Genomic DNA, 24,581 nt, shown 5'->3' with positions numbered 1-24,581 from the left:
GCGGGTGGCCCGGCTCAGGCGGTAATGGCTGTCATCGAATAGCGATATATGGCAAGGGGTTACGCCCGCTATTTGCGACAAACCAGCCCGAGCAGGGTGTAGCGGTCGCGCTGGTTGACGCGGCAGTAACTGATGCCGACGGGCAGCGCCTGCTGCAGGGTGATGGCGCTGTTCTGATAGCGGCAGATCAGATAGAGCGGGCGCAGGCTGCTATCGAGCTGGCTCCAGTAGTGGATCTCGTCGCTGTCGCCATTATCCGGTTTGAGTTGGGCCAGTTCGGCAGGATCTCCGTCGAACAGGGCCAGATTATCGAGTCGGTGGCTGAGGGTTTCGTCCGGTTTGCCATCGTCATTGCGGGTGAACGCCTGCCAGCCCTGCTGCGGGGTCAGCAGCTGCTGGCGAGTCTCGATGGTGGCGGGACAATCAAATTGCATGCTGGCGGCAAGGGCCAGGGTGGTCAGTAACATGGCTGCGGTTCTCTCTTCACGTCCTCAATACGATGCCATGCTACGTCATCTGCCACCGAACAGCTTCATCAGTTTATCAAGCAGATCAAGCTGTTGTGGTGGCTGTTTCATGGCTTCCGCCTCCCGCTCCAGCAGCGCCCGCTGCTCCTGCTGGCGGTCGCTCAGCACCCGGTAGAGGGGCTCGACCAGCGCCTCACGCTGCATCACCAGCTCCTGAAACATTGCCTGATTGATGCGATAGGTTTCGACGGTGGCCACCGCCCGTACCGTGAAGGAGCTGGGCTCGCCGGTGAGCAGGCTCAGTTCGCCAAAAAAGTCTCCCGCGTTGAGCGTACCGAGTTTCAGCTCTCGCCCTTCGACATTGACCACCATCTCGGCCTCCCCTTTGACCAGCACGAACAGCCAGCTGGAGACATCCCCCTGCTCCAGCATGATGTCGCCGCTGACGAAGGGGGCGAATTTCACCTGATCGGCCAGCTGGAGCAGCTCGTTCTCCTGCAACATGGCAAACAGCGGCAGCTTGCGCAGGGTATCGGTTCGTTCGGCGGTGTGGCGCTTGTGGCGGGCATCCAGATGCTGCTTCTCCTTGGCCATAAAGACGTTGAAGATCGGCGGGGTGAGGCGGCGATCGTTGCGGCGCAGGGCGGCATCGATAAGGCTGCGCACCATGGAGTCGGTCGGATCGTCGCGAGCCAGGTCGGTCAACCAGTAGCGCACTGCATAGCGGGCGATGCCACCTTCGACGTTCATCAGCAGGCAGTCCGGTTGCGGATGCTTGGCGACGCAGGGGAGCTTGGTCTCCCGCAGGGATTTCTCGATCAACGCGATGATCTGGGTCGGCAAGGTATCCAGGGTCAGATCGAACCAGACCCAGCGCCGCCACTGCAAGGGTTCGCCACGGCGGCGCCCGAGCACGGTGAAGCGCTGTTTGAGCAGGTGGCTGTTGGGGATGACGACTGTCTCCCAGTTGCGGGTCTCGATAGTGGTGGCACGCCAGTTGATCTCCACCACCCGGCCCTGGGTGGTATCCACTTGCAGCCAGTCACCGATGGCGATGGAGTTGTCGAGCTGAATGGAGACCCCGGCCAGCAGGTTGCCCAGGGTGTCCTGCATGGCGAAGGCGATGACCGCGGTGATCACCGCCGAGGTGGTGACTATCTCCCCGAGCGCCATACCGGAGGCGTAGAGGCGAAACAGACCCCAGCCGATATAGCCGATGGTGATGACGATATCGGCGATGATCCGCGGGATCCGCACATGGCAGAGGGGGAGCAGAAACTCGAACAGCAGGATCCCCCATATCTTGACCAGTATCAGGCCGGCCAAGAGGGTGGAGATCTCGATCAGCAATTGATGGGGCAGCGGCAGTTTGAACCAGCCCCCTTCCAGCTGGATCAGCAGGATCACCACCGCGCTAATCATCACGAAACTGAGCTCGGAGAGCAGCTCCCGTCGCTGTCCCGGACGGCGCCAGAAGTGGAGCAGCATCAGGGAGAGGGTGAGCAGGGTCCAGAACGGGTGTTCGCTAATCCAGATCAGCGTCGGTAGCGCGGTGAGGTTTTCGCCAGCCATAGCAGCACCTTATTGTGGTTTTATTTCCAGCATAGCTGCTGCGGCGCGGGGAAATGGTGCGTTGGGGCGGCAATTTATTTATCCTGTGCAGAACCGGGCAAAGGAGTGCGATTGAGTGAAATTTTCAAAGAAAATCATCTGTTTGATGGCTCTGTTGCCATTGGCGGGCTGCGACCTGCTGGCCGAGAAGTATCGGGTCGAATTCCGGGATGGCTCCTGGCGTGAAATAGCCATTACCCCCTTCTCCAGCGAGGCGCGCTGGCGCGAGGGGTGTGCCACCGGCGAGGTGCTGAGTGATATGAAGGTGCCCATCAAGCGGGGCGACACGGTCAATGGCCGCGAGCAGTTGCTGATTGGTGGCGAGAAGTTCGAGCTGGATGACAATAACCTCTACCGTAGCAACGGCATGGTGTTTGGTCATTCGCCTGACCATATCCAGCGCGGGCTCAAGGGGATGGATATCTGCCGCACCTTGCGCCCCGAGCGGGGCGGACTGCCCAAGCTCAAGGCGCGCGGGTTTGGCGACTGAATCGATGAGGGGTTAACTCGCTGCCATCAGTGCACAGCGCTGGCGGCAGGCATGGCCAAAGGCTTGAAAGATCTTGATGGAGTGGGGGTTTTCATTGGCTTTCCACTCCGGATGCCACTGCACTGCCAGCAAAAAGGGTGACAGTGCGGGGGCATGAAGTGCCTCGATCAGCCCATCTTCGGCGTGGGCCAACGGCTCCAGACCTTTCCCCAACCGGTTGATGCCCTGTCCATGCAGGGAGTTGACCGGAATCTGTTCTTCCCCCATCAGTTCGGCAAACCAGCTGCCGGGCAGCAGTTTGATCTGATGGCTCGGCCCATACTGCTCGTCGACCGGATCGTCTGCATCCTCCCGGTGATCGTCATAACCCGGCTCGTTATAGACCTTCTGATGAATGTCTCCCCCCAGCGCCACGTTGATCTCCTGCATTCCGCGGCAGATACCGAGGAGCGGCAAGCCACGGGCGAGCGCCCCCTTGATGAGGGGCAGATCGAACAGGTCGCGATCCCTGTCCTGCTGTTTCTCCGGCGTGAGGTTCTCCTGACCGTAGAGGGCCGGATCGATGTTGGAACCGGCGCCGCTCAGATAGACCCCATCGGCGAGATCCAGATACTGCTCCAGATCGGCGGTGCCGCAGCAGGTGGGTACCAGCAGCGGGACGCAGCCGCTTATCTCCACCAGCGGCATGATGTATTTGTGGGTCATCACCTGATAGGCGTGGCCGTTGCGGGGCTGGGCGCCCATGGTCATCAGCACGACAGGTTTACGGGTGGCGGGAGGCTGGGGATTTGGCATAGGGCACCTTGATTATCCTTGGCGTTGAAGTCTCATCCTGCGCCTTGGGCAGGCCCTTGCAAACCGCTAGGGCAAGGGCATGCCTCAAGGCATGGTCATGGGATCCCGCGTCGGGCCGGGTGACAGAATCGTTGGTCAGCCTGGGCAGCGACGGCATGGATCCTCTCTTCAGTCTGCCAAGGCCGTTCAATATGTCAAACAAAATGATGCCAAATTGTTAACGGATTTGTCTTTAACTGCTCTGAAGCTGCGATTTAACGGGGCTGTTGAGATGGGCCGTTATGGTTGGGGTAGCGAAGTGGTGGATATATTAAACGCTCAGGGATGGCGGGGGATGTGGAGAGGAAAAGGCATCAATAGAAGCACGCCTCCGCAAGGGGAGGCGTGTTTCGGGGGTCACAGCAGGTCTTCGATCTCGCCGCGCAGATACTGGTACATCTCGCGGTAGGCGACCGGCGGCTTGTTCAGCTCCCGCTCCTTGTTGGCGGAGCGGATCAGCTGGCGCAGCTTCTGGCGATCCAGCTCGTGGAACTGGGACATCAGCTCGTTGAGGGCGCTGTCACCTTCGGTGATCAGGCGCTCGCGCCACTGCTCCAGCCGATGCAGGCGGGCATTCACGGTGGAGTGACGGTTCTTGATGATGGAGAGCGCTTCGGCAATCGGCTCGATATCGCGGCTGCGCATCAGGCGGCCGATGAACTGCAGATGGCGACGGAAGGACTCATCCTTCTTCGGCTTGAGTTTGCGACCCAGCTCGACAGCTTCTGCAAGTTCTTCATCCAAAGGGATTTTTTCCAGCTCGCTGTGGCTGAGGGAGACGATCTCTTCCCCCATTTTCTGCAATGCTTCGGCATCGCGCTTGAGCTGGCTCTTGCTGGGGCCCCAGTCTTCGAACTCGTTGTCGTCTTGATATTGACTCATCGGTCTTTTGATTCCTGTCATTCACGTTTGGCGGATATGTTACCAGCTTCTCCCGCTGGGCGCAGGGGTCTGATATGCTTACCCCCCTTTCCTTCTTTCATACAGATGTGAGTTATGGATCAGCAAGACCAAATCCGCCAGGATCAAGCCCATCTCGAGGCCGTGGTTGCCGAAGCCCTGGAGATAGCCAAAGGACTGGGCGCCTCGCTGGCCGAAGTCTCCATCAGCAAGCAGACCGGGTTATCGGTGAACACCCGGGGTTGTGAACTGGAAAGCATTGAATTCAATAAGGATGGCGCCCTCGGCATCGCTGTCTATCGCGATGGTTGCAAGGGATCTTCCTCGACCACCGATCTGAGCAAACCCGCCATTCGTGCCGCCGTTGAAGCGGCTATCGAGATTGCTCGCCACACCTCGGCCGATGATTGCGCCGGTCTGGCGGACGCCGAGCTGCTGGCCTGGGATGCCCCCGATCTGCAACTGTGCCACCAAATCGAACTGGATCCCCAGCGCGGGATCGAACTGGCCATCGAGTGCGAACGACTCGCTCTGGGCCGCGATGCCCGTATCAAGCACTCCGACGGCGCCGGTTTCTCCAGCCATCTTGGCATCAAGGTCTATGGCAACAGCCATGGCTTCGTCAAAGGTTATGCGGCATCGCGCAACTCACTGAGCTGCGTGCTGATCGGCGAGCAGGATGGCGACATGCAACGGGATTACGGCTACTCCTCCAGCCGTACCCTCGACGGGCTCTGGAGCCCGCAGCGCATTGCCGACGAAGCCGTTGAGCGTACCGTCTCCCGCCTCGGCGCCCGCAAGATCTCTACCCGTCATGCGCCTGTGCTGTTCCACCCTGACACAGCCTCCGGTCTGTGGGGCCATCTGGTGATGGCCATCAGCGGCGGCAACCTCTATCGCAAGTCGAGCTTCCTGCTCGACAAATTGGGCAAGCAGATCCTGCCCGAGTGGCTCACCATTCAGGAGTTCCCACACCTGCTGGGCGGTCTCGCCAGTACCCCGTTTGATGGCGAAGGGGTGCGTACCCGCGACATGGATATCATCCGTAACGGCGAGCTGGTGAGCTGGCTGCTGACCTCCTACTCTGCACGCAAGCTGGGGTTGACCACCACGGGTCACGCCGGTGGCATCCACAACTGGCAGGTCTCCAATACCGGCCAGGATTTTCAGGGCATGCTGAAAGAGATGGGCACCGGTCTGCTGGTGACCGAGCTGATGGGGCAGGGGGTCAATATCGTCAACGGCGACTACTCCCGCGGCGCTGCCGGTTTCTGGGTCGAGAATGGCGAAATAGCCTATCCGGTCGAGGAGATCACCATCGCTGGCAATCTGGCCGAGATGTTCAGCCATATCGTGGCGGTGGGTCGTGACGAGGATGAGCGCTCCAGTCTCAAGACCGGCTCGGTGCTGGTAGAGAATATGAAGCTGGCGGGCCACTGATCCCGGTTTCAACAGAACCGAAACCATGAAAAAGGCCCCCTCGCCAACGCGAGGGGGCCTTTTTATCGGCCAGCGATCAGGGGGCAATCAGCCCTTGATGCGCTCGATGCGGCCACCCAGACCCTGCAGCTTCTGCTCGATGTCTTCGTAGCCACGGTCGATGTGATAGATACGGTCGACGATGGTGGAGCCTTCGGCCACGAAGCCAGCCAGCACCAGACTGGCGGAGGCGCGCAGATCGGTCGCCATCACCTGGGCACCCTTGAGTTGCTCGGTGTCACGGCAGATGGCTACGTTGCCCTGCAGTTCGATGTCTGCGCCCATCCGTACCAGTTCGGGAACGTGCATGAAGCGGTTCTCGAAGATGGTCTCGGTGACCATGCCGGTGCCTTTGGCGACGGCGTTCAGCACAGTGAACTGTGCCTGCATGTCGGTCGGGAAGGCCGGGTAGGGGGCAGTCTTGATGGTGACCGGTTTGAGGGTGCGGCCAGTCATGTCGAGGGTGATCCAGTCTTCACCCTTCTCAATCAGGGCGCCAGCCTCTTCCAGCTTGACCAGTACCGCTTCCAGCAGAGTCGGGTCGGTCTTGCGGCAGGTGATCTTGCCGCCGGTGACCGCTGCACCCACCAGGAAGGTACCGGTTTCGATGCGATCAGGCTGCACGCTGTAGTTGCCGCCGTGCAGACGCTCGACACCGTCAATGGTCAGGGTATCGGTGCCCGCGCCCTGGATCTTGGCGCCCAGAGTATTGAGGAAGTTGGCCAGATCGACTACTTCCGGCTCGCGCGCGGCGTTCTCGATCACGGTGCGGCCATCAGCCAGGGTCGCAGCCATCATCAGGTTTTCGGTACCGGTCACGGAGACCATATCCATCAGGATGTGGGCGCCTTTCAGGCGACCATCGACACGGGCCTTGATGTAACCATCTTCGATGGTGATCTTGGCACCCATCAGCTCCAGGCCGTGGACGTGCAGGTTGACCGGACGGGCACCGATGGCGCAGCCGCCTGGCAGGGAGACGTCAGCCGCGCCGAAACGGGCAGCCAGCGGGCCCAGCGCCAGAATGGAGGCGCGCATGGTCTTCACCAGCTCGTAGGGGGCGACATGGTTGTTCACCGCACCGGTCAGCACGGTGACGTTGCCGTTGACCTTGGTGGTCGCGCCCAGCATCTCCAGCAGCTTGATGGTGGTACCCACATCTTTCAGGCGCGGCACGTTGGAGAGGTGAACCTCTTCATCACAGAGCAGGGTTGCGAACAGGATCGGCAGCGCGGCGTTTTTGGCGCCGGAGATGGTCACTTCGCCGTTGAGAGTACAACGACCATCGATTTTGAATTTGTCCATTTTTACTTCGTTACCAAATCAGGAGGGCAATAGGAATTTACGTTCGCGTTTCCACTCGGCGTCGGTGAACGCCTTGATGGAGAGGGCGTGAATGGCGTTGCTGGCGATCTTGTCCATCAGCGGGGCATAGATGGCCTGCTGCTTCTTGACCCGGCTCATGCCGTCAAACATGTCACCGACGGCGATCACTTGGTAGTGACTACCGTCCCCTTTGACATGGACTTCGGACAATGGCAGAGCCTCAAGGAGTATCGCTTCAATTTCAGAGACTTGCATTATGCGTCCTCAGTTGTGAGCGGGGTTGACTGAAACAGCCCGGCCACCCCGTAGAGGTTGGCCAGGGTATAGAAATCACTGGAGGCGCCCACCAGTTGCGGTGTGGCGCCTCGCGCTAATACGGCTTTGGCCCATTTGACCAGCAGGGCCAGTCCGGCAGAGTCGAGGGTGGTGACGCCGCCGAGCTCGAGCTGGTCGTCCTGCCACCATTCGGCGCGGCGTTGCCACAGGTCATTGACCTGTGGCGCCAGCAGCTCACCGCTGAGGGTCATGGTTTGAGTACCAGCGGCTTGGCGTTATGCTCGCGCAACTGGGCGATCACCGCATCGATGCCGTTCTGGCGGATCAAACCGCCGAGCTCGCTTTGCTTGGCGGAGAGCAGGCTGATCCCCTCGGCCACCATGTCAAAGGCTTTCCACTCGCCAGTTTTGTTATTCTTGCGCAGTTTGAACTCGAGGAAGATGTCCGGCTTGCCGGCCTCTTTCACGCTGACGTTGACGGCGGTGATGTTGCCGCTGGGGGCTTTGCCCGGCTCGACCTTGACGGTTTGCTTGTCAAAATGGGCCAGCGCATCGGCGTAGGAGCTCACCATGTACTCGGTGAACACCTCGACGAAGGCATTGCGCTGCGCTTCGGTGGTCTCTTTAATCTGGTTGCCAAGCACCTTGTAGGCGGCGAAGCGGTTGTCCACATAGGGCAGCAGCTCTTCGCGGATGATCACCCGCAGGTGATCCGGATTGCTTTTCACCTGGGCCTGATCGGCTTTCAGGCGGGCAAAGGTCTGCTTGGCAGCCTGATCCACCAGCGCGTTGGGGTCGGTGGCATCGACGGCGGCCTGGGCAGACAGGGAAAAGAGCATGCTGGTCATCAGGCCCAGCAGCAGGGCGATTTTCTTGAACATGATTACTCCTTCTTGCTGTCTGATTTGCTGTCGGAGGATTGGCTGTAGAGGAACTTGCCAATCAGATCTTCCAGCACGATGGCGGACTTGGTGTCTTCAATCAGGTCGCCATCCTTGAGCATCTCGGTGCCCATCTCCTCATCGCTGAAGCCGGGGGCCAGACCGATGTACTGCTCGCCGAGCAGACCGGAGGTGAGGATGGAGAGGGAGCTGGTATCGGCAAACTGGCCAGCGCTCTTTTGCATCATCAGGGTCACTTCGGGCACCTGGGTTTGCGGGTCCAGTACGATGTCGCTGACCCGACCGACCACCACGCCGCCGACCTTGACCGGCGACCGGACTTTCAGGCCGCCGATATTATCGAAATGCGCGCGCAGGGTATAGGTTTCTCCTTCCGGTTTGAAGCTCAAACCGGCCACTTGCAGGGCCAGTGCCAGAATGGCACCGATGCCAGCCAGCATGAAGGTGCCGACCAGGAATTCTACTTTGCTGAACTTCATCTTTACCTTATCCAAACATGACTGCAGTGAGTATAAAATCCAGGCCGAGCACGGCGAGGGATGAGTGGACCACAGTTCGGGTCGTAGCCTGACTGATCCCGGCCGAGGTCGGCTTGGCATCATAGCCGTTAAAGAGCGCAATCCAGGTGACCACCAGGGCGAAAATCAGGCTCTTGATGGCGCCCTGCATGATGTCTTCATGCCAGTCGACGGAGGCCTGCATGGCAGACCAGAAGCCCCCTTCGTCCACGCCGAGCCAGTCCACACCGACCAGCTTGCCGCCGAAGATGCCGATAAGGCTGAACATAAAGGCCAGCAGCGGCATGCTGATGACGCCAGCCCAGAAGCGGGGGGCAACCACCCGGCGCAGTGGGTCGACCGCCATCATCTCGAGGCTTGAAAGCTGCTCGGTGGCCTTCATCAGGCCGATTTCAGCGGTCAGGGCCGAACCGGCACGGCCGGCAAACAGTAGCGCCGTGACTACAGGACCCAGCTCCCGCAGCAGGGAGAGGGAGACCAGCGGTCCCAGGCTCTGCTCGGCGCCGAAATCCTTCAAGACGTTGTAACCCTGCAGCGAGAGCACCATGCCGATGAACAGGCCGGAGACCAGAATGATGGCCACCGACTGTACGCCCACCACATACAACTGCTGGATCAGCAGCGGGAAGTGCTTGCGCGGCTCGGGTTTGCCCGCCAGCGCATGGAACAACATGATGGTGGCGCGACCGACGGAGCTGATAAACCGCACTCCGACCCGCCCCAGCTTGCTTATTTGACTTATCAACATCAGAGATCCTGTAGCAGATCGCCTGCCGGAAAATGAAACGGAACAGGACCATCGGGCAATCCTTTGAGGAACTGCTCGACTTCGGGATTGTGCTCCTCGCGCAGCTGATCCGGCGTGCCGTGCGCCACCACCTTGCGATTGGCAATGATGTAGGCGTAATCGGCGATGCTCAGCACCTCTTTCACATCGTGGGTGACGATGACGGAGGTGATGCCGAGGGCATCGTTCAGCTCCTTGATCAGCTTGACCAGCACCGCCATGGTGATGGGGTCCTGCCCGACGAACGGCTCGTCATACATGATGAGGTCAGGATCGAGCGCAATTGCCCGTGCCAGCGCCGCCCGGCGCGCCATGCCGCCGGAGAGCTCGGAGGGCATCAGTTTCGCCGCGCCGCGCAAGCCCACCGCCTGCAGCTTCATCATGACGATGGTGTGGATCAGCTCCTCCGGCAGGCCGGAGTGCTCCCGCAGCGGGAAGGCCACGTTGTCGTAGACCGTCATGCCGGTAAACAGGGCGCCGCTCTGGAACAGCATGCTCATCCGCTTGCGCACTTCATAGAGGCGCGAGCGGGAGAGGGTGGGGATATCTTCCCCGTCAAACAGAATGTGACCGGACTCCGGCTTGAGCTGGCCACCGATCAGCCGCAGCAGGGTGGTTTTACCGATGCCGCTCGGGCCCATGACGGCGGTCACCTTGCCACGAGGAATGGTCAGGTTGATCCCGTCATACAACAGCCGATCTCCGTGACTGAAAGTCAGATCGGAGATGGTGATCAGGTCATTGTTCAAACAATTGTCCATCCGGTGTAAATGAGGTGCGAATTTTATGGGGTAGTCTAGGTCTAAGCAACAGCAAGGAACAACTATTGAACAGGCTGCAAGCCCATTTGCACGACAGTTTTCTGTAACAAAGTGCGTCATTGAGAGCGGGAGTTGCCATCCGATTCGCTTATCCGGGCAGACTTTTTTATAATCCCGCAGCTAATTTCGGCCCGGAGCTGTGTCTTTATGTCTGTAAAGCCTGAGAAAGTGTCTGAACTGTTCGATTTTCGTCGCAGTGCCCGCGCGGTGCTGGACACAGAAAAGCAAGCCATTGATGGACTCTATCAGTATCTGAACGACGCCTTCGACAAGGCGTGCGAGATGGTGCTGCGCTGCGGTGGCAAGATAGTGGTCACCGGCATGGGCAAATCGGGCCATATCGGCAGCAAGATCGCCGCCACCCTCGCCAGCACCGGCACACCGGCCTTCTTCCTTCACCCGGGAGAAGCGAGTCACGGCGATCTGGGGATGATCTCCAGCGGCGATCTTATCATCGCCATCTCCAACTCCGGCGAGAGTGACGAAATCCTAGCCCTGCTGCCGGTACTCAAGCGCCGCGGCATTCCGCTCATCTGCATGACCGGCAATCCCGCCTCCACCATGGCCAAAGAGGCCAACGTGCATCTGTGCATCAAGGTGGAGAAAGAGGCTTGCCCGCTGGGTCTGGCACCCACTTCCAGCACCACGGCAACCTTAGTCATGGGCGATGCCCTGGCGGTCGCCCTGCTGGAAGCGCGCGGTTTTACCGCCGATGACTTCGCCCTCTCTCACCCGGGCGGTTCCCTTGGCAAGCGTCTGTTGCTGCGGGTCGGCGACCTGATGCACAGTGGCGATCTGTTGCCCCGGGTAGGGATAGATGCCACCATCAGCCAGGCGCTGCTGGAAGTGAGCCGCAAGGGGCTCGGCATGACGGCTGTGGTCGATGGCAATGGCCTGCTGGCCGGGCTCTTTACCGATGGCGACCTGCGCCGCATTCTTGACCAGCAGATCGATATCCATCACACCCCCATCAGCCGTGTGATGACGGCCAACTGTGTTACCGTAGGTCCAGAGATGATGGCTGCGGAAGCCGTCAAGCTGATGGAAACGAGAAAAATCAACGGATTACTGGTCGTGGATGAAGAGAAACGCCCGCTCGGCGCCTTCAACATGCACGACCTGCTGAAAGCCGGAGTCATTTGATGCAAAACGTACCGACCCTCTATGGTCCGGTGACGCGCAGCCAGTTTGAGAAGGCGGCGCAAATCCGCCTGCTGGTGTGCGATGTGGACGGGGTGCTCTCCAACGGCCTCATCTACATGGGAAACAACGGCGAAGAGCTGAAAACCTTCTGTACCCGCGATGGTGCGGGCATGCGAGCGCTGCTCAATGCCGGGATCGAGATCGCCATCATCACAGGGCGCAACTCCCGTATCGTCAGCGATCGGATGAAAAGCCTGGGTGTGGCTCATGTGGTGCAGGGGGCTGATAAAAAGCTGCCTCACTTCGAAGCGCTGCTGGCCAAGCTGGGGCTGGCTGCTGAACAGGCTGCCTATATGGGCGATGACACCATCGATCTGCCGGTGATGGCCGCCTGCGGCCTGGGTATCGCGGTGGCTGATGCCCATCCGCTGGTGCTGAGTCGTGCCGATATGGTGACCCGGCTTGGCGGTGGCATGGGCGCGGTGCGCGAGGTGTGTGACCTCATTTTGCAGGCGCAGGGCCACGACGATTATCAGCCCGAGGCCTCGGTATGAGCAGACAGACCCTGTTGTTTGCCCTGCTGTTTCTGGTCGCGCTGGTTGCCTGGCAGTTGGGTAAGGTTGAGCTGGTGCCTGAGAGCGCCGTCAAAATCGAAAACTATCAGCCGGATTTTGTCGCCAAAGATCTGGTGACCACCCGTTTTGATATCAATGGCAAGCGCACCGAGCGGTTGGAGTCGACCTACGCCGAGTATTATCAAATCCTCGAGCAGGCCACCTTCGACAAGCCGGTGGTCTACATGTATGACGATCAGGGTGCCGCCGAGTGGAAGGTGACCGCCGAAACCGGCGTGCTCAACACCGGCGACAACGTCATCCTGCGGGACAAGGTGCATCTGGATGGTCTGCTGCCCACCTCCTTTATCTCCACATTGGATACCCCTTATCTGGAGCTGGATCTGGTGACACAGGATGTGCGCAGCAACCGGGAAGTGAACATTCTGGGTCGGGATTTCCAGACCCAAGGGGTTGGCCTCAAGGGCCATCTGGACCGCAAATATTTTGAGTTACTGGATCAAGGCCATGCCATCTATTTCAATGAAAAACGCTAATCTGGCCCTCGCAGCCCTGTTGTTGTGTGGTGCGGTGACTGCCAAAGAGTCCGACTTTGCCGAGAAGGTCTACGTCGATGCCGTCAAACAGGTGGCCGAGATGCAGGACAACCGCATCACCTTCGAAGAGGATGTGACCATCAATCAGGGCACCATCCGGATCAAGGCTGACAAGGTGGTAGTGACCCGCTCCGGCGAGAAAGGGGCGGAGGTGATGACTGCCTACGGCAAACCCGCCACCTTCTTCCAGATCCTGGATAACGGCAAGCCGGTCAATGCCCACGGCAACACTATCCGCTACGAGCTGAAGAACCGGCTGGTGACCATCACCGGCAACGGTCAGCTCAAGCAGGAAGATAGCCAGGTCAATGGCGATCTGATCCGCTACGACATCGTCAAACAGAAGATGATTGCCGAGAGCAAGAGCCCGAGCCAGCGGGTCAAAACTGTATTCCTGCCGGATCAGGTAGAGAATTTCGACAAGCCCGCCGACCAGAAGAAGCAGGGAAAATAAGCCATGGCAGTGTTAAAAGCAGTGGGTCTGCAGAAGAGCTACAAGCGCCGCATGGTGGTGAGTGACGTCAGCCTTGAAGTGGGCACAGGCCAGATTGTCGGCCTGCTCGGCCCCAACGGGGCGGGCAAGACCACCTCCTTCTACATGATCGTGGGGCTGGTACAGCGCGATGCCGGTCTCATCACCATCGACGATCAGGACATCAGCTTGCAGCCCATGCATGTGCGGGCGCGTAACGGCATCGGTTACCTGCCGCAGGAGGCCTCCATCTTCCGTCGCCTGTCGGTGTTCGACAACCTGATGGGAGTGATGCAGACCCGCAAGGGGTTGAGCCGTGAGGAGCGTGAGGACAAGGTTCAGCAACTGCTGGAAGAGTTCAACATCACCCACATTCGCGACAACCTGGGTCAGAGCCTCTCCGGCGGTGAGCGCCGTCGGGTCGAGATTGCCCGTGCGCTGGCGGCCGAACCGCGTTTTATTCTGCTGGATGAACCCTTTGCAGGGGTTGACCCGATTTCTGTGATAGACATCAAGAAGATCATTCAGCATCTGAAAGATAGAGGCCTTGGCGTCTTGATTACCGACCACAACGTCAGAGAGACTCTGGACGTATGTGAGAAGGCCTATATCGTCAGCCACGGCAAGATGATTGCCGAAGGTGCACCGGCTGACATCCTTGCCGATGAGCAGGTCAAGCGCGTCTATTTGGGCGATCAATTCAGTCTATAGTAAGGGGGCATGCCTTCATTTCCTTTGACGAGTGCCTCGCTGAACATAAGGATATCCCGACGTAGATGAAGCCGACATTACAGTTGCGTCTCGGTCAGTCCCTGACCATGACGCCGCAATTACAACAAGCGATTCGTCTGCTCCAGCTCTCCACTCTGGAACTTCAGCAGGAAATTCAGCAAGCGCTCGAAAACAACCCTCTGCTGGAGCAGGAAGAGAGCGAGGCGCAAGAGACCAGTCCGGAAGCGCCGGTCGATGCCAGCCAGCTGGACTCCAGCGATGCCATGGCTCAGGAGCAGATGCCGGACGAGTTGCCGGTGGATACCACCTGGGACGAAGTTTACTCTGCCGGCACCGCACAGAGCGCGGGCCCCATCCATGATGGGGAAGATAGCGTCTATCAGGGTGAAACCACCGAAAACCTGCAGGATTATCTGCTGTGGCAGATGCGGCTCACACCGTTCAGCGATGTGGATGCCGCCATCGCGCTCGCCATCATCGATGCCATCGACGAATCCGGTTATCTGACCGTTGCGCTGGAGGATATCCAGGCTGCCGTCACCAGTGATGACGTAGAGGTGGAACTCGATGAGGTCGAGGCGGTACTCAAGCGGGTGCAGCACTTTGATCCGGTCGGCATTGCTGCCCGTTCTGTGCAGGAGTGTTTGCTGATCCAGCTGGATCAGTATGACCCGCAGACCCCCTGGCTCAACGAGGCCAAAGAGGTGATCCTCGAGCACATGGAGCTGCTCGGCAACCGGGATTACCGCACCCTCGCCCGCAAGACAAAACTCAAAGAGAGCGACCTCAAGGAGGTGCTGGATTTGATCCAGCTGCTGGAGCCGCGTCCCGGCAACGGCATCATCCAGAGCGACTCCCAGTACGTGATCCCCGACGTCTCCGTGGTCAAGAAGGGCAGCAAGTGGGTGGTCGAGCTCAATCCCGACTCCGCCCCCCGCATCCGGGTCAACGAGACCTATGCCGCCATGGCCCGCAACGCCCGCAGCAGCACCGACACCCAGTTTATCCGCTCCCATTTGCAGGAAGCCAAGTGGTTCATCAAGAGCCTGGAAAGTCGCAATGACACCCTGCTGAAAGTGGCCAGTTGCATTGTCGAGCAGCAACAGGGCTTTTTCGAGTATGGTGAAGAGGCGATGAAGCCCATGGTGCTCAATGACATCGCCGAAGCGGTAGAGATGCATGAGTCGACCATCTCCCGGGTGACGACCCAGAAGTACATGCATACCCCCCGTGGTATCTTCGAATTGAAGTTTTTTTTCTCCAGCCATGTGAACACCGAAGGAGGAGGAGAGTGCTCATCGACCGCAATTCGCGCGCTCATCAAGAAGCTGGTCACGGCAGAGAATCCTGCCAAGCCGTTAAGTGATAGCAAGATCGCGGATTTGCTGGCCGAACAGGGTATTATGGTGGCGAGACGCACGATCGCTAAGTATCGCGAATCCTTGTTTATCCCACCTTCCAATCAGCGCAAACGCCTGGTTTAGGCAAACAAAAGGATGATGTTATGCAAATTAACCTGACCGGACACCATGTCGAGATCACCGAAGCTCTGCGTGATTATGTGAATAACAAATTTGCCAAACTCGAGCGTCACTTCGACCACATCAACAATGTTCATGTGGTGCTTAGCGTGGAAAAACTGAACCAGATAGCGGAAGCCAAATTGCACGTCAGCGGTGGCGAAGTGTTTGCCAACTCTGAACATGCCGATATGTATGCTGCGATAGACACCTTGCTCGACAAGCTGGACAGGCAGATCATCAAGCACAAAGATAAGTTAAATAAAAAATAACCATGCAACTTGAACACATACTGAGTCGGGACTGCACCAAGAGTGCAGTCCCTTGTACCAGCAAGAAACGCGCCCTCGAAATCATCAGCGAGCTGGCCGCCGAACGCCTTGGCACCTCCCGTCAGGCGCTGTTTGAATGCTTGCTGGCCCGCGAAAAAATGGGTAGTACCGGGATCGGTGCCGGTATTGCGATCCCCCACGGTCGCATTGACGATGAGTTCCCGCCAACCGCGATCCTGATGACCTTTGCCGACCCTATTCCTTTCGACTCCATCGACAATCAACCGGTTGACCTGCTGTTTGCCTTGCTGGTGCCGGAAAGCGAGTGCAAGCAGCATCTCAAGACCCTTTCTCTGATGGCTTCCAAGCTGGGTGACAAGGCGGTTTGCCGCCAGTTGCGTCAGGCAACCAGCGACGAAGAGCTCTATCAGATCATGACCTCGGCCTGACAGCAGGCCAAGGATGAGACACCCGTTTTGGCGTGAGGGAACAAGATGCAGTTAATCGTGGTAAGTGGACGTTCGGGCTCCGGTAAAACGGTAGCCCTGCGAGTGCTGGAAGATCTGGGTTACTACTGTGTGGACAACCTGCCGGTCAATCTGTTGCCCCAGCTGATTGTCTCGGTGGAGAGCCAGTACGACAAGCTGGCGGTCAGTATCGATGTGCGCAACCTGCCGAGCGATCCGGAGAAACTGGAAAATCTGCTGGCTCAGGTGCGCAATGAGGGGCGGGTTGAGTTCTCCAGCTTCTTCTTCGACGCCGACAACGGCACCCTGCTCAAGCGCTATGGCGAGAGCCGCCGCCTGCACCCCCTCTCACGCAACAAGCTGTCGCTGGATGAGGCGATTCGGGAGGAGACCCACCTGCTGGCGCCCATCTCCTCGACCGCTGACCTGCGCATCGACACCACTACCCTCAGCATTCACGACCTGAGCGAGCTCATCAAGACTAGGGTGCTTGGGAAGAAAGAGAACGAGCTGGTGCTGGTGTTCGAGTCGTTCGGCTTCAAGTACGGCATTCCCAAGGATGCCGACTTCGTGTTCGATGCCCGCTTCCTGCCTAACCCGCACTGGATCCCCGAGCTCAAGCCCTTCACCGGCAAGGATGAGCCGGTCGCCAACTACCTCTCGGCGCAGGCTGACGTGATGCTGTTTACCCAGCAGATCGAAAATATGCTGGCGACCTGGTTGCCCCATCTGGAGCGCAACAATCGCAGCTACCTCACGGTCGGCATCGGTTGCACCGGCGGTCAGCACCGCTCGGTCTTTATTGCAGAGCGGCTGGCCAGTGCATTCCGTTTGCTTGGCAAGAACGTGCAGATCCGCCACCGCACTCTCGACAAGAGTGCCCCCCAATCCTGACGGACCAATAGGACGACCCGATGACTGTTTCCGCCTCGGTTGAAGTGAAAAACAAGCTGGGTATTCATGCCAGACCAGCCATGATGCTGTTCGAGCTGGTGCAGGGTTTCGATGCCCACGTGCTGCTGCGCAATGAAGATGGTGTGGAGGCCGATGCTGACAGCATCATCGGCCTGCTGATGCTGGATTCCGCGCAAGGGCGGCAGGTGGAAGTACAGGTTGAGGGGCCCGAAGAGGTCGAGGCCCTGGCAGCCGTGGTGGAGCTGTTCACCTCCGGCTTCAATGAGGAGTAGTCACTCCTCGTTATATGTTATGAACCGGTACGCGCCAGCGCTTTGAAGCTGGCAAAATCCCGACAAGCCAGCAGATTTCTGCTGGCTTTCTCGTTCATCAGTGCCAGAAACAGGTCGTAGAGACCCATCGCCTCCTCGTAATCGGCCTTGCTGATGGCCAGCACGAAGATGAGCGTCGCGATTTCTCCGTTGCCCCAGTCGATCCCCTGCGGGGCCAGTACGGTGTAAACCAGAGTGCGGCGCGCCAGCAGATCGAGGGAGTGGGGCAGGGCGATCCCTTCTCCCAGCATGGTGGAGACGATCCGCTCCCGCTCCTGCAGTGAGGCTCTGAAGCCGCTCTCCACCAGATCTTCCGCCTCCAGCTGATCACAGATACGGGCAAACAGTTCGGCCTGGGTGAGGGGCTCTTTGACCACCATGAAGTGGTCGGCATCGAAATATTTGTCGAGCATGTAGGGGCGGGTGCGGTCGATCAGCACCAGCTTGCCAAGCTGCTCCAGCTGATATTGGGTCGGGAAGGGGGCAACGAGTACCACGGGGGCGTTTTTTTCGTTCACCTTGACGGTACTGATGACAAAGTCCTGCGCGATTTGCGCCAGCCCTTCGTAATCCCGCACCGACTCCAGCATGGTCAGCTGCAACTGGGGATACTCCCGCTTGATGCGCGCCTCCAGCACCCGGAAGGTGGCGTTACCCGCATCGCACAGCAGCAATGCCTGCGGGCGTCTGGTATATCCGATGTCGTAATGGCGCTCCAGCCCGACCCCGATGTGGATCACCAGATAACCGATCTCGTGGTGGGTCAGTCGGTAGGGGGTCTGCTTGATCCACTCCGAAATGGCCGCCAACGTGATGTCATAGGCGAGCGGGTAGTACTGCTTGATGTGATCGGCCAGCGGGTTGTGGTTGCCAATCTGGTATTTGACCCGCAGCAGCATGGCGCTGATATGGGTTTGCAGGTCGGCCCGCAGCTGTTGGTCGCCTCGCAGGTCGTAAGGGTAGTGTTGATGAATGTAGGTCAGCAGATGCTCAACCAGCTGTTCGCTCTCGGCGGCCATTGCCGGGCTGAGCTGGGGAGTATCGGCAATCAGGCGCGCCTGGATCTGGATGGCGAGACCGGCGATCTCGTCCTCTACGGGGGGCGTCAGGGTGGGCAATACCGCATATATATCGCGAGATACTGCCAGCAGCGGCAGAGTCAGATCCTCGCTGGCGAAGTGGCGCAACTCGTGACCGGATGCCTGACGCAGCAGGGCAACGGCGCAGTAGATGGTGAGCTGCTGCAGGCTCTCGTCAGCGAGACGCAGCTGATGTCGGGCAAGCTGGGCATGGATGTGATTGCCCACTACCTCCATCGTCTTGCTGGGGCAGAGGTTGGGTAGCAGGGTTTGCAACTGGTTGTTGTGCAGCAACTCCTGATAGAGCAGTTGGGTCAGGCAGGCCCGGATCGCCGTCTCCTCCCCCTGAATGCGCATCCCCAGGCGGGGTTTGCTCTCAACGCTGAGCCTGAAGTGGCTGAGCTGCTCGCGGACTTCCGCCATATCCCCCTGCAGTGCCGCTCGGCTCAGATACCAGGTATCAGCCAGCTCATCGAGCTTGATCCCCTGCTCTGCCGTCAATAGCAGGATCTGCAGGTGCAGCACCCGCTCGCGGCTGGTGCGTGGCAGGCCGCTATCCTGACCCTGGGCGGCCAGCAGAGCCTCGAACAGTCCCTGATTGTAGATTTTCAGCTGGTAGCCGCTGCCACGCTGGTGGATCAGGTGAGCGCCGTGCGTGGCAATCAGTTCGTTGAGGGTCGCCACATCGGTGCGCACCGTGCGGGTGGAGACATTGAGGCGGCGAGCCAGCTCCTCCTGTGGCAGCGGTTCGGCGTGGAGCTGGATCAGCAGTTGATGGAGCCTGGGGTGTGGCAGCTTGATCATAGGGGGTATGCAAGACTCCTGTTGCGAGATAAAGGGTCGATGTTAACAAGTGGGTCATCAACAAGCCAGGCACCGGTCAGTGATTGAACCGGCGCCTGTGACTGCCATCAGGCCAACAGTCGTTTCACTATGGCCAGCAGAGTGCGAACATCCTCGGGGCGAGTGTGCCCGTTCGTGTTATCTATGATGGAACTGTAGACGTGCGGGATCACCTTCTCTACTCCGGCGTCCAGCGCAATCCGCACTATCTCCTCGAAGTTCTCCAGATCGATGCCGCCGGTGGGCTCCAGCCAGAAGTCGTGGCGGGCACAAGCCTCGGCCACAGCCTGATACTCGTCGCGGCAGGCCAGCCCGCCCATGGGGAAGAACTTGACCGAGCTGCCGCCCATATCCTTGAGCAGGGCGATGGCGGTATCGATGGGCACTATGCCATCCGGCTGCCCGGCGCTGAGTGGACCGGTGGAGATCCTCACCATGCCCGGCATGCCGGTGGGGGAGATCAGGCCGTTGACCAGCGTTTGTGACTGGCCGAGCAGCGCCCGGCTGGCGCCAACACCGGTGAACACCTGGTTGACGTGCTGGGGCTGCAGCTGGCAGGCCAGTTCGGCCACCATGGCGGATTGGCGCGGATCGCCGGCTCCCAGCCCGATGGAGAGGGCGTTGTCGATAAGCTTGGCGTACTCCTTCATATCGGCAACTGCGGAGGGAATATCTGGGTAGTTTTTGGAGAGCACACCGACCAGCACGTGGCCTTCGGCTGCGTCGTACACCTCTCCGGCATTCTCTTTGGAACCTGCCAGCACGTTGAGACAGACCCGATCACGGTAGTAGTTGGGGGTAAGGGACATCAGCGATTCTCCTGAACGAGGTTGGCAATGGCGGAGTGGATTTGGTCGAGCTGGGGCACGGTGACGCTGCGCACATCGATCTCGATGTGCCCCTCGTTGGCCTTGTAGCCACGACAGTAGATGGCAGGCGTGCCCTGTTGCAGACGGGTGACGACCTGCACTGTGGTCATGCCGATCTGTTGGTGGTCAAAGGCGATATCGGTGCGGGCGATGTCGCGCCCTGCGCTGTCCCATACCACCTTGGCGGTGACGCCGGGCAGCTGGTTGAGGCGCTCGATGAAGGGGCTCATCTTGGCGACCATGGCGGCGCCGCTCTCTTTCTCTTTGGCCAGATAGCGCTCGATGGCGTGGGTCAGGCCGAGGATACCCTCCTTGCCCACCTTCATGGCGCGACCGATGCCATTGGCCTGCTGTTTGACCCACTCCACGTACTGACGCTTGCCGAGCACCAGCCCGCTGGTGGGTCCTTCAATGGCCTTGGCTCCGCTGTAGATGACCAGGTCCGCACCCTGGTTGTAGTAGAGGCGCAGATCCTCTTCGGCAGCCGCATCGACGATGAGCGGGAGCCCGTGGGTCTTGGCCACCTCGGCGGCCTCTGCCACCGACAGAATGCTCTTCTGCACGCAGTGGTGGGATTTGATGTAGAGGATGGCTGCTGTGTTGGCATTGATGGCAGCGGCCAGCTGGGAAGGGGAGCACTCGTTGGCGTAACCGGCTTCCACTACTTTGCCGCCACCCAGATTGACCATGGTACCGACCGGGGCGCCGAAGTTGACGTTATGCCCCTTGGGCAGCACGATTTCACTCGGCACCTCATGGTGATGGGCATGCAGGTGCTCGAGGCGGTAGGGATCGCCGCGTACTATCATGGCGGCGACTGACTGGGCGATGCCGGCACTGGCGCAGGAGACCACCACCGCATCTTCCACATCCAGTAAACCAGCCAGATAGGCGCCGGTCTTGTTGACCAGATCCTTGATCTCGAAGTAGTGGCCCAGGCCAAAATTGACCGCATCGACCACCTCCTGCTCGGGGGTGGAGACGCCGAGAATGGTCATGCGCCCGGAGGCGTTGATCACCGGTTTGAGCTGATATTTCTCATAAACAGAAGGCATGGTGTGATTTCCCATAGTGAGTCAGAACCAGTTCGCCACCGACCAGGGCGGCGAGAGGCTGCAGTTGTTGGTCACCGCTGCGGGACTGGGCTTCGGTATCCATAAACAGGGTCGGGCCGCTGGCGACCTCGAACAGGGTCAGATCGGCATCGGCGCCCACCTCGAGCCGCCCCTTGCCGGAAAGGCGCAGGGCATCGGCGGCCTGATGGGTGACGCAGGCCAGTACTTGCTCCAGCGTCATGCCGATGGCGAGAAACTTCGACATCACGTGGGCCAGGCTGTAGACCGGCCCCTTGATGCGGTTCTTGCAGTAGATGTCGGAGCTGATGGTGTGCGGCAGGATCCCCTGAGCAATGGCCAGCTCTGCCACTTCAAAGCTGAAGCTGGCGCCGCCGTGGCCGATGTCGAGCAAGAGCCCCCGTTTCATCGCCTCGCGCACCGCGACCCGCAGCTCGCCAGCCGGGGTCAGGATGCGGTTCGGTTTGCCGTTGAAGCAGTGGGTCAGCAGATCGCCATCCCCCAGCAGGGCGACGATCTCGTCCAGATCCGGCGGTGTGTTACCCACGTGCACCATCAGCGGCAGCTGGCCGTGAGCCTGTTGCAGGGCCTTGGCCATGCGCAGCGGTTGCAGGCCGTTCTCACCTACCACGCTACCGCTCATCCGCGCCTTGATGCCAACGATAAAGTCGGGGTGGCGGCGAATGGCTGCCGAGGTGAGATCCATGTCGAGGTCCCGGTTGTCGGCCAGCTCGTTCTGGCGCAGCAGGCCGATTCGGGAGATGTTGAGCAGGGCGTGCACCCGGGTCTTGCAGCCAGCGGTGAGACGCTGGAAGTCATCCACGTCGTCGGCCCCGGTGCTGCCAGCGTCGATGACGGTGGTGACGCCGGACTCCACACCCACCTTGTCCGGCTCATCGTGATAGATGGGAGAGGCGGGGTAGCAGTGGGTGTGGCCGTCGATCCAGCCTGCGCTGACGTGGATCCTGCCTGCGAGATCTAGGATCTGCCGCGCCGTTGCCGTCTCCAGCAGGGAGCCGATGGCGGCGATTTTGCCCTCCCTGATGGCGATATCGACGAGCTGGCCATCTCCCTGGCGCCCGGCTCTGATGATCATGTCGTACATGCTGATAACCTCTGGCGAGCCACCCCGCAGGGCGGCTGATACTTACACAAGGGCGACCGGGAAGAAGGTACCCAGCAGCATGGCCCCCAGAATGGCACCGCCAGTGATGGGCTTGCCCCACACGTAGAACAGCAGGGCACCCAGCAGGGAACCGATGCCGATGGGGATGGACGCGCCCATGGCGGAGAGGATGATGAGGGGGCCGAGAAAGCGGCCAGAGCTGTTGCCAGCACCCATCATCACGTCAGCACCGTAAGTGGAGTTGCTCTGGTTGATGGTGAACTTGCGCGCCAGAATGATGACGTAGCCGATGGCCAGACCAATCCCCATGCCGGTTGCCAGCGAGGCGCCGAAGTTCTCCACCGGATAGACGATGCCGGCCCCCAGCAGCAGGGCTGGCACTCCGAGGCCAACCCCGGTCTGGATGGCACCGCCGATATCCAGGATCCCCACCAGGGAGCCCTCGATGATGCGGGCGAACAGGAAGCTGGCACCGAACGCGGCTACCGCGCCGTAGGCACCCGTGTCCATTCCGGCTTTCAGCATGGCGACGAAGGCTACCTCGTTGAAGGCTCCAACCCCGTACAGATAGAACATGTGGGTACCGGCAAAGACCCCGGCCGAGAGCAGGCCGACGAAGATGGGGAATGACCAGTCGGCGTACCAGAAGTTGTTTTTCAGTTTCTCATCCATGGTGTGACCCCTTATTTGCCGCTCAGCAGGTTATGGACACTTTCCAGCCACAGGGGGACACCCATATGGAAGGATTCAATCAGTTTCATGTCGAAGCCGCGGAAGAAGCCGCTCAGCACGAACAGCAGGACGATGGCCGCCATCATCACCTTGGTGACGTGGTTCCAGCCGCTCTCTTCCACGCCCTTGCCGATCAGGATGCCGAGCACCAGACCCGGTACCGCGTTGCCCATGATGAGCTGTGCCAGACCGCCGAAGATGGTGGCCCAGAAACCGGATTTCTTGCCCGCCTCGATGGCTGCCAGCCAGAAGATCACCGGCATGACGGTATTGACCAGCAGGTTGGCGGCCGGTACCAGCACCTTGACCGCAGTGACCTGCAATGCTGCAGGGACGGCTGCGGCCGTGCTGTTGAGGAAGGCGACCACGATGGCACCTATGATGCCGCCGGCGATGGCCATCTTTTTCGGGTCGTGCAGAGTGGTGGCGAGATCCCGATTTTTGAACAGCAGTGCCGCCGTGGCCCAGTGCGGGATGATGCGGTGATCCACATCCTGGGTGAAGGCGCCTGCCGCCACGGTCGAGGCCCAGGCGTTGAAGAAGAAGCCCAGACCAAACGAGAAGTGGGAAGCGGGATCCCCCTCGCAGGAGTTAAGTTCGCCCAGGGTGCGGAAGGCACCCATGCCCTGTACGGTCGGGGCGTGGAACATCCGCGCCGCGCCGGCCCCCACCCCGACGCCAACCAGGCCGCCAATGATGAGTGACTTGATAAAAATGATTAGAAACATCCAACGTATCCTTCTTGTGGGGTTGTGCCTGCGCAGGCATCACACCTGGGTGAATGTCACCTTGGCGACATCCAGACTGGTGACCTGAACCTTGATCTCCAGCTGGACGCGGTATTCGCGGCGCTGGCGCGGCAGGAAGAAGAACAGGAACTTCTCCACCCGGACTGACTCCTCGGCTTTGAGCACCTGTACATCGACCGGCTCAATACGCAGCAGTACCTGCTGGTTGTCCTTGAGCAGTGTGGGTTGCACCTGGCTGAGGGCGGAGGCAAACGCCTGCTGGCGGGTCGTCCCCTTGCCGTTGACGATGACCTGGGTGATGAAGTTCTCTTTCATCAGGCGCGTCCGTGCTTCTTGGCGAAGGCTTCGACCAGCTTCTGGCCCAGCTCTTCCTTGTCCATGAAACCGAAGCCCAGCACCACGCACCCTTCGTTGATGGCGGTGACGCCCTCTTCAACAGAGCGCATGCCGTAGCGGCACTTGTAGCCGTATTTGGTCTGGGCGGTGATCGCCCCTGCGCCGCCGCTGCCGCAGAAGGAGATGCCGAGATCCGCCTGCTCTTTGTTCATCACGTCGCCGAGCTTCATGTCAGCGGCCATGCCTGGGATGATGGTCACGTTGGCCCCGGCAGCTTCCGCGCCTGCGCCCACTTTCTGACCCTTGCCGAGACGGTCTCCAATCACGAGTTTGATGGCTGTCATATCGATTTCTCCTTGAG

Annotated in this window: 31 protein-coding genes; 12 read left to right on the top strand and 19 right to left on the bottom strand. The window is 59.8% G+C overall.

The window, feature by feature from the left end:
• Positions 1-68: 68 nt before the first annotated feature.
• Together BN1139_RS18875 and BN1139_RS18870 are read right to left on the bottom strand one after the other, a co-directional pair.
• Positions 69-467, bottom strand: a complete 399-nt coding sequence (locus BN1139_RS18875; protein WP_005355173.1) for an STY0301 family protein — start codon at positions 465-467, stop codon at positions 69-71.
• Positions 468-512: 45 nt separating this feature from the next.
• Positions 513-2,039, bottom strand: coding sequence for a mechanosensitive ion channel family protein (locus tag BN1139_RS18870; protein ID WP_005355171.1), 1,527 nt, complete (start codon positions 2,037-2,039; stop codon positions 513-515).
• Positions 2,040-2,184: 145 nt separating this feature from the next.
• Between BN1139_RS18870 and BN1139_RS18865 the strand changes: the two genes are divergently transcribed.
• Positions 2,185-2,568, top strand: a complete 384-nt coding sequence (locus BN1139_RS18865; protein ID WP_040069030.1) for a hypothetical protein — start codon at positions 2,185-2,187, stop codon at positions 2,566-2,568.
• A gap of 12 nt (positions 2,569-2,580) precedes the next feature.
• On the opposite strand, the gene BN1139_RS18860 is transcribed toward BN1139_RS18865, so the two are convergent.
• Together BN1139_RS18860 and yjgA are read right to left on the bottom strand one after the other, a co-directional pair.
• Complete coding sequence (locus BN1139_RS18860; RefSeq protein WP_005355167.1) at positions 2,581-3,363, bottom strand: gamma-glutamyl-gamma-aminobutyrate hydrolase family protein; 783 nt, start codon at positions 3,361-3,363, stop codon at positions 2,581-2,583.
• A 396-nt stretch (positions 3,364-3,759) separates the two neighbouring features.
• On the bottom strand, positions 3,760-4,284 hold the full coding sequence (gene yjgA / locus BN1139_RS18855; RefSeq protein ID WP_005336359.1) for a ribosome biogenesis factor YjgA: 525 nt from the start codon (positions 4,282-4,284) through the stop codon (positions 3,760-3,762).
• A 114-nt stretch (positions 4,285-4,398) separates the two neighbouring features.
• On the opposite strand from yjgA, the gene pmbA reads away from it, so the two are divergent.
• On the top strand, positions 4,399-5,742 hold the full coding sequence (gene pmbA, locus BN1139_RS18850) for a metalloprotease PmbA (protein ID WP_005355164.1): 1,344 nt from the start codon (positions 4,399-4,401) through the stop codon (positions 5,740-5,742).
• 87 nt (positions 5,743-5,829) lie between these two features.
• Here the strand turns inward: pmbA and murA are convergent, their stop codons facing one another.
• The 7 genes from murA to mlaF are packed head-to-tail and all read right to left on the bottom strand — an operon-like array spanning position 5,830 to position 10,350.
• Positions 5,830-7,086 (bottom strand): UDP-N-acetylglucosamine 1-carboxyvinyltransferase, encoded by a 1,257-nt coding sequence (gene murA / locus BN1139_RS18845; RefSeq protein ID WP_005336355.1) that lies wholly within the window; start codon positions 7,084-7,086, stop codon positions 5,830-5,832.
• 18 nt (positions 7,087-7,104) lie between these two features.
• Positions 7,105-7,362 carry a BolA family iron metabolism protein IbaG gene (ibaG, locus tag BN1139_RS18840; protein WP_005306001.1) on the bottom strand — a complete coding sequence of 86 codons (258 nt, stop codon included), beginning with the start codon at positions 7,360-7,362 and terminating at the stop codon, positions 7,105-7,107.
• Positions 7,362-7,634, bottom strand: a complete 273-nt coding sequence (locus BN1139_RS18835) for an STAS domain-containing protein (protein ID WP_005355162.1) — start codon at positions 7,632-7,634, stop codon at positions 7,362-7,364. The genes ibaG and BN1139_RS18835 overlap by 1 nt, the downstream gene beginning before the upstream one ends.
• Complete coding sequence (locus BN1139_RS18830) at positions 7,631-8,263, bottom strand: MlaC/ttg2D family ABC transporter substrate-binding protein (RefSeq protein ID WP_005336350.1); 633 nt, start codon at positions 8,261-8,263, stop codon at positions 7,631-7,633. The genes BN1139_RS18835 and BN1139_RS18830 overlap by 4 nt, the downstream gene beginning before the upstream one ends.
• 2 nt (positions 8,264-8,265) lie before the next feature.
• Positions 8,266-8,763 carry an outer membrane lipid asymmetry maintenance protein MlaD gene (gene mlaD / locus BN1139_RS18825; RefSeq protein WP_005355161.1) on the bottom strand — a complete coding sequence of 166 codons (498 nt, stop codon included), beginning with the start codon at positions 8,761-8,763 and terminating at the stop codon, positions 8,266-8,268.
• Between the two features lie 7 nt (positions 8,764-8,770).
• On the bottom strand, positions 8,771-9,550 hold the full coding sequence (gene mlaE / locus BN1139_RS18820; RefSeq protein ID WP_005355158.1) for a lipid asymmetry maintenance ABC transporter permease subunit MlaE: 780 nt from the start codon (positions 9,548-9,550) through the stop codon (positions 8,771-8,773).
• Entirely contained in the window at positions 9,550-10,350 is an 801-nt protein-coding gene (gene mlaF / locus BN1139_RS18815; RefSeq protein ID WP_005336343.1) for a phospholipid ABC transporter ATP-binding protein MlaF, read from the bottom strand. The genes mlaE and mlaF overlap by 1 nt, the downstream gene beginning before the upstream one ends.
• Positions 10,351-10,557: 207 nt before the next feature.
• Between mlaF and BN1139_RS18810 the strand changes: the two genes are divergently transcribed.
• From BN1139_RS18810 to npr, 10 genes are all read left to right on the top strand, one after another.
• A complete protein-coding gene (locus tag BN1139_RS18810) occupies positions 10,558-11,553 on the top strand; it encodes a KpsF/GutQ family sugar-phosphate isomerase (protein ID WP_005336342.1) in 996 nt (331 codons plus the stop codon).
• Entirely contained in the window at positions 11,553-12,107 is a 555-nt protein-coding gene (kdsC, locus tag BN1139_RS18805) for a 3-deoxy-manno-octulosonate-8-phosphatase KdsC (protein ID WP_005355156.1), read from the top strand. Before BN1139_RS18810 ends, kdsC begins: the two co-directional genes overlap by 1 nt.
• Complete coding sequence (gene lptC, locus BN1139_RS18800; RefSeq protein WP_005336338.1) at positions 12,104-12,664, top strand: LPS export ABC transporter periplasmic protein LptC; 561 nt, start codon at positions 12,104-12,106, stop codon at positions 12,662-12,664. Before kdsC ends, lptC begins: the two co-directional genes overlap by 4 nt.
• Complete coding sequence (gene lptA / locus BN1139_RS18795; RefSeq protein ID WP_040068817.1) at positions 12,651-13,178, top strand: lipopolysaccharide transport periplasmic protein LptA; 528 nt, start codon at positions 12,651-12,653, stop codon at positions 13,176-13,178. The genes lptC and lptA overlap by 14 nt, the downstream gene beginning before the upstream one ends.
• Positions 13,179-13,181: 3 nt before the next feature.
• On the top strand, positions 13,182-13,907 hold the full coding sequence (gene lptB / locus BN1139_RS18790; RefSeq protein WP_005336333.1) for an LPS export ABC transporter ATP-binding protein: 726 nt from the start codon (positions 13,182-13,184) through the stop codon (positions 13,905-13,907).
• Positions 13,908-13,972: 65 nt separating this feature from the next.
• Entirely contained in the window at positions 13,973-15,412 is a 1,440-nt protein-coding gene (locus BN1139_RS18785; protein WP_005336331.1) for an RNA polymerase factor sigma-54, read from the top strand.
• Positions 15,413-15,432: 20 nt separating this feature from the next.
• Positions 15,433-15,720, top strand: a complete 288-nt coding sequence (gene hpf / locus BN1139_RS18780; protein WP_005336323.1) for a ribosome hibernation promoting factor — start codon at positions 15,433-15,435, stop codon at positions 15,718-15,720.
• A gap of 2 nt (positions 15,721-15,722) precedes the next feature.
• The gene (gene ptsN, locus BN1139_RS18775; protein ID WP_005336322.1) at positions 15,723-16,169 is read left to right on the top strand and encodes a PTS IIA-like nitrogen regulatory protein PtsN; all 447 of its coding nucleotides are present in this window, start codon (positions 15,723-15,725) and stop codon (positions 16,167-16,169) included.
• A gap of 45 nt (positions 16,170-16,214) precedes the next feature.
• The gene (rapZ, locus tag BN1139_RS18770) at positions 16,215-17,081 is read left to right on the top strand and encodes an RNase adapter RapZ (protein WP_005336320.1); all 867 of its coding nucleotides are present in this window, start codon (positions 16,215-16,217) and stop codon (positions 17,079-17,081) included.
• Positions 17,082-17,101: 20 nt separating this feature from the next.
• Positions 17,102-17,374, top strand: coding sequence for a PTS phosphocarrier protein NPr (gene npr / locus BN1139_RS18765; RefSeq protein ID WP_005336318.1), 273 nt, complete (start codon positions 17,102-17,104; stop codon positions 17,372-17,374).
• Positions 17,375-17,391: 17 nt separating this feature from the next.
• Here the strand turns inward: npr and BN1139_RS18760 are convergent, their stop codons facing one another.
• The 8 genes from BN1139_RS18760 to BN1139_RS18725 all read right to left on the bottom strand — a co-directional run bounded on the left by BN1139_RS18760 (position 17,392) and on the right by BN1139_RS18725 (position 24,564).
• Complete coding sequence (locus BN1139_RS18760; RefSeq protein ID WP_005355149.1) at positions 17,392-19,296, bottom strand: BglG family transcription antiterminator; 1,905 nt, start codon at positions 19,294-19,296, stop codon at positions 17,392-17,394.
• Between the two features lie 107 nt (positions 19,297-19,403).
• Positions 19,404-20,144, bottom strand: coding sequence for a 2-dehydro-3-deoxy-phosphogluconate aldolase (gene dagF / locus BN1139_RS18755; RefSeq protein ID WP_005355147.1), 741 nt, complete (start codon positions 20,142-20,144; stop codon positions 19,404-19,406).
• Complete coding sequence (locus BN1139_RS18750) at positions 20,144-21,259, bottom strand: DgaE family pyridoxal phosphate-dependent ammonia lyase (protein WP_005355146.1); 1,116 nt, start codon at positions 21,257-21,259, stop codon at positions 20,144-20,146. Before BN1139_RS18750 ends, dagF begins: the two co-directional genes overlap by 1 nt.
• Positions 21,243-22,382: an amidohydrolase/deacetylase family metallohydrolase gene (locus tag BN1139_RS18745; protein WP_005355145.1), complete on the bottom strand. Its 1,140-nt coding sequence runs from the start codon at positions 22,380-22,382 to the stop codon at positions 21,243-21,245. Before BN1139_RS18745 ends, BN1139_RS18750 begins: the two co-directional genes overlap by 17 nt.
• 42 nt (positions 22,383-22,424) lie before the next feature.
• Positions 22,425-23,075: a DUF4310 family protein gene (locus BN1139_RS18740; protein WP_005355144.1), complete on the bottom strand. Its 651-nt coding sequence runs from the start codon at positions 23,073-23,075 to the stop codon at positions 22,425-22,427.
• Positions 23,076-23,086: 11 nt separating this feature from the next.
• Complete coding sequence (locus BN1139_RS18735) at positions 23,087-23,863, bottom strand: DUF4311 domain-containing protein (RefSeq protein WP_005355143.1); 777 nt, start codon at positions 23,861-23,863, stop codon at positions 23,087-23,089.
• Positions 23,864-23,902: 39 nt separating this feature from the next.
• Positions 23,903-24,199 (bottom strand): DUF4312 family protein, encoded by a 297-nt coding sequence (locus BN1139_RS18730; RefSeq protein WP_005355142.1) that lies wholly within the window; start codon positions 24,197-24,199, stop codon positions 23,903-23,905.
• Entirely contained in the window at positions 24,199-24,564 is a 366-nt protein-coding gene (locus BN1139_RS18725; protein ID WP_005355141.1) for an SFCGS family glycine-rich protein, read from the bottom strand. The genes BN1139_RS18730 and BN1139_RS18725 overlap by 1 nt, the downstream gene beginning before the upstream one ends.
• Positions 24,565-24,581: the final 17 nt, after the last annotated feature.

Source organism: Aeromonas veronii bv. veronii (assembly GCF_000820225.1).
GTDB classification, from domain to species: Bacteria; Pseudomonadota; Gammaproteobacteria; order Enterobacterales; family Aeromonadaceae; genus Aeromonas; species Aeromonas veronii.
This window is presented reverse-complemented; position numbering and strand designations above follow the sequence as displayed.

Bases quoted from the DNA above. Each gene is read 5' to 3' on its own strand.
- BN1139_RS18875 (WP_005355173.1), bottom strand. From the start codon at position 467: ATGTTACTGACCACCCTGGCCCTTGCCGCCAGCATGCAATTTGATTGT.
- BN1139_RS18870 (WP_005355171.1), bottom strand. From the start codon at position 2,039: ATGGCTGGCGAAAACCTCACCGCGCTACCGACGCTGATCTGGATTAGC.
- BN1139_RS18865 (WP_040069030.1), top strand. From the start codon at position 2,185: ATGGCTCTGTTGCCATTGGCGGGCTGCGACCTGCTGGCCGAGAAGTAT.
- BN1139_RS18860 (WP_005355167.1), bottom strand. From the start codon at position 3,363: ATGCCAAATCCCCAGCCTCCCGCCACCCGTAAACCTGTCGTGCTGATG.
- yjgA (WP_005336359.1), bottom strand. From the start codon at position 4,284: ATGAGTCAATATCAAGACGACAACGAGTTCGAAGACTGGGGCCCCAGC.
- pmbA (WP_005355164.1), top strand. From the start codon at position 4,399: ATGGATCAGCAAGACCAAATCCGCCAGGATCAAGCCCATCTCGAGGCC.
- murA (WP_005336355.1), bottom strand. From the start codon at position 7,086: ATGGACAAATTCAAAATCGATGGTCGTTGTACTCTCAACGGCGAAGTG.
- ibaG (WP_005306001.1), bottom strand. From the start codon at position 7,362: ATGCAAGTCTCTGAAATTGAAGCGATACTCCTTGAGGCTCTGCCATTG.
- BN1139_RS18835 (WP_005355162.1), bottom strand. From the start codon at position 7,634: ATGACCCTCAGCGGTGAGCTGCTGGCGCCACAGGTCAATGACCTGTGG.
- BN1139_RS18830 (WP_005336350.1), bottom strand. From the start codon at position 8,263: ATGTTCAAGAAAATCGCCCTGCTGCTGGGCCTGATGACCAGCATGCTC.
- mlaD (WP_005355161.1), bottom strand. From the start codon at position 8,763: ATGAAGTTCAGCAAAGTAGAATTCCTGGTCGGCACCTTCATGCTGGCT.
- mlaE (WP_005355158.1), bottom strand. From the start codon at position 9,550: ATGTTGATAAGTCAAATAAGCAAGCTGGGGCGGGTCGGAGTGCGGTTT.
- mlaF (WP_005336343.1), bottom strand. From the start codon at position 10,350: ATGGACAATTGTTTGAACAATGACCTGATCACCATCTCCGATCTGACT.
- BN1139_RS18810 (WP_005336342.1), top strand. From the start codon at position 10,558: ATGTCTGTAAAGCCTGAGAAAGTGTCTGAACTGTTCGATTTTCGTCGC.
- kdsC (WP_005355156.1), top strand. From the start codon at position 11,553: ATGCAAAACGTACCGACCCTCTATGGTCCGGTGACGCGCAGCCAGTTT.
- lptC (WP_005336338.1), top strand. From the start codon at position 12,104: ATGAGCAGACAGACCCTGTTGTTTGCCCTGCTGTTTCTGGTCGCGCTG.
- lptA (WP_040068817.1), top strand. From the start codon at position 12,651: ATGAAAAACGCTAATCTGGCCCTCGCAGCCCTGTTGTTGTGTGGTGCG.
- lptB (WP_005336333.1), top strand. From the start codon at position 13,182: ATGGCAGTGTTAAAAGCAGTGGGTCTGCAGAAGAGCTACAAGCGCCGC.
- BN1139_RS18785 (WP_005336331.1), top strand. From the start codon at position 13,973: ATGAAGCCGACATTACAGTTGCGTCTCGGTCAGTCCCTGACCATGACG.
- hpf (WP_005336323.1), top strand. From the start codon at position 15,433: ATGCAAATTAACCTGACCGGACACCATGTCGAGATCACCGAAGCTCTG.
- ptsN (WP_005336322.1), top strand. From the start codon at position 15,723: ATGCAACTTGAACACATACTGAGTCGGGACTGCACCAAGAGTGCAGTC.
- rapZ (WP_005336320.1), top strand. From the start codon at position 16,215: ATGCAGTTAATCGTGGTAAGTGGACGTTCGGGCTCCGGTAAAACGGTA.
- npr (WP_005336318.1), top strand. From the start codon at position 17,102: ATGACTGTTTCCGCCTCGGTTGAAGTGAAAAACAAGCTGGGTATTCAT.
- BN1139_RS18760 (WP_005355149.1), bottom strand. From the start codon at position 19,296: ATGATCAAGCTGCCACACCCCAGGCTCCATCAACTGCTGATCCAGCTC.
- dagF (WP_005355147.1), bottom strand. From the start codon at position 20,144: ATGTCCCTTACCCCCAACTACTACCGTGATCGGGTCTGTCTCAACGTG.
- BN1139_RS18750 (WP_005355146.1), bottom strand. From the start codon at position 21,259: ATGCCTTCTGTTTATGAGAAATATCAGCTCAAACCGGTGATCAACGCC.
- BN1139_RS18745 (WP_005355145.1), bottom strand. From the start codon at position 22,382: ATGTACGACATGATCATCAGAGCCGGGCGCCAGGGAGATGGCCAGCTC.
- BN1139_RS18740 (WP_005355144.1), bottom strand. From the start codon at position 23,075: ATGGATGAGAAACTGAAAAACAACTTCTGGTACGCCGACTGGTCATTC.
- BN1139_RS18735 (WP_005355143.1), bottom strand. From the start codon at position 23,863: ATGTTTCTAATCATTTTTATCAAGTCACTCATCATTGGCGGCCTGGTT.
- BN1139_RS18730 (WP_005355142.1), bottom strand. From the start codon at position 24,199: ATGAAAGAGAACTTCATCACCCAGGTCATCGTCAACGGCAAGGGGACG.
- BN1139_RS18725 (WP_005355141.1), bottom strand. From the start codon at position 24,564: ATGACAGCCATCAAACTCGTGATTGGAGACCGTCTCGGCAAGGGTCAG.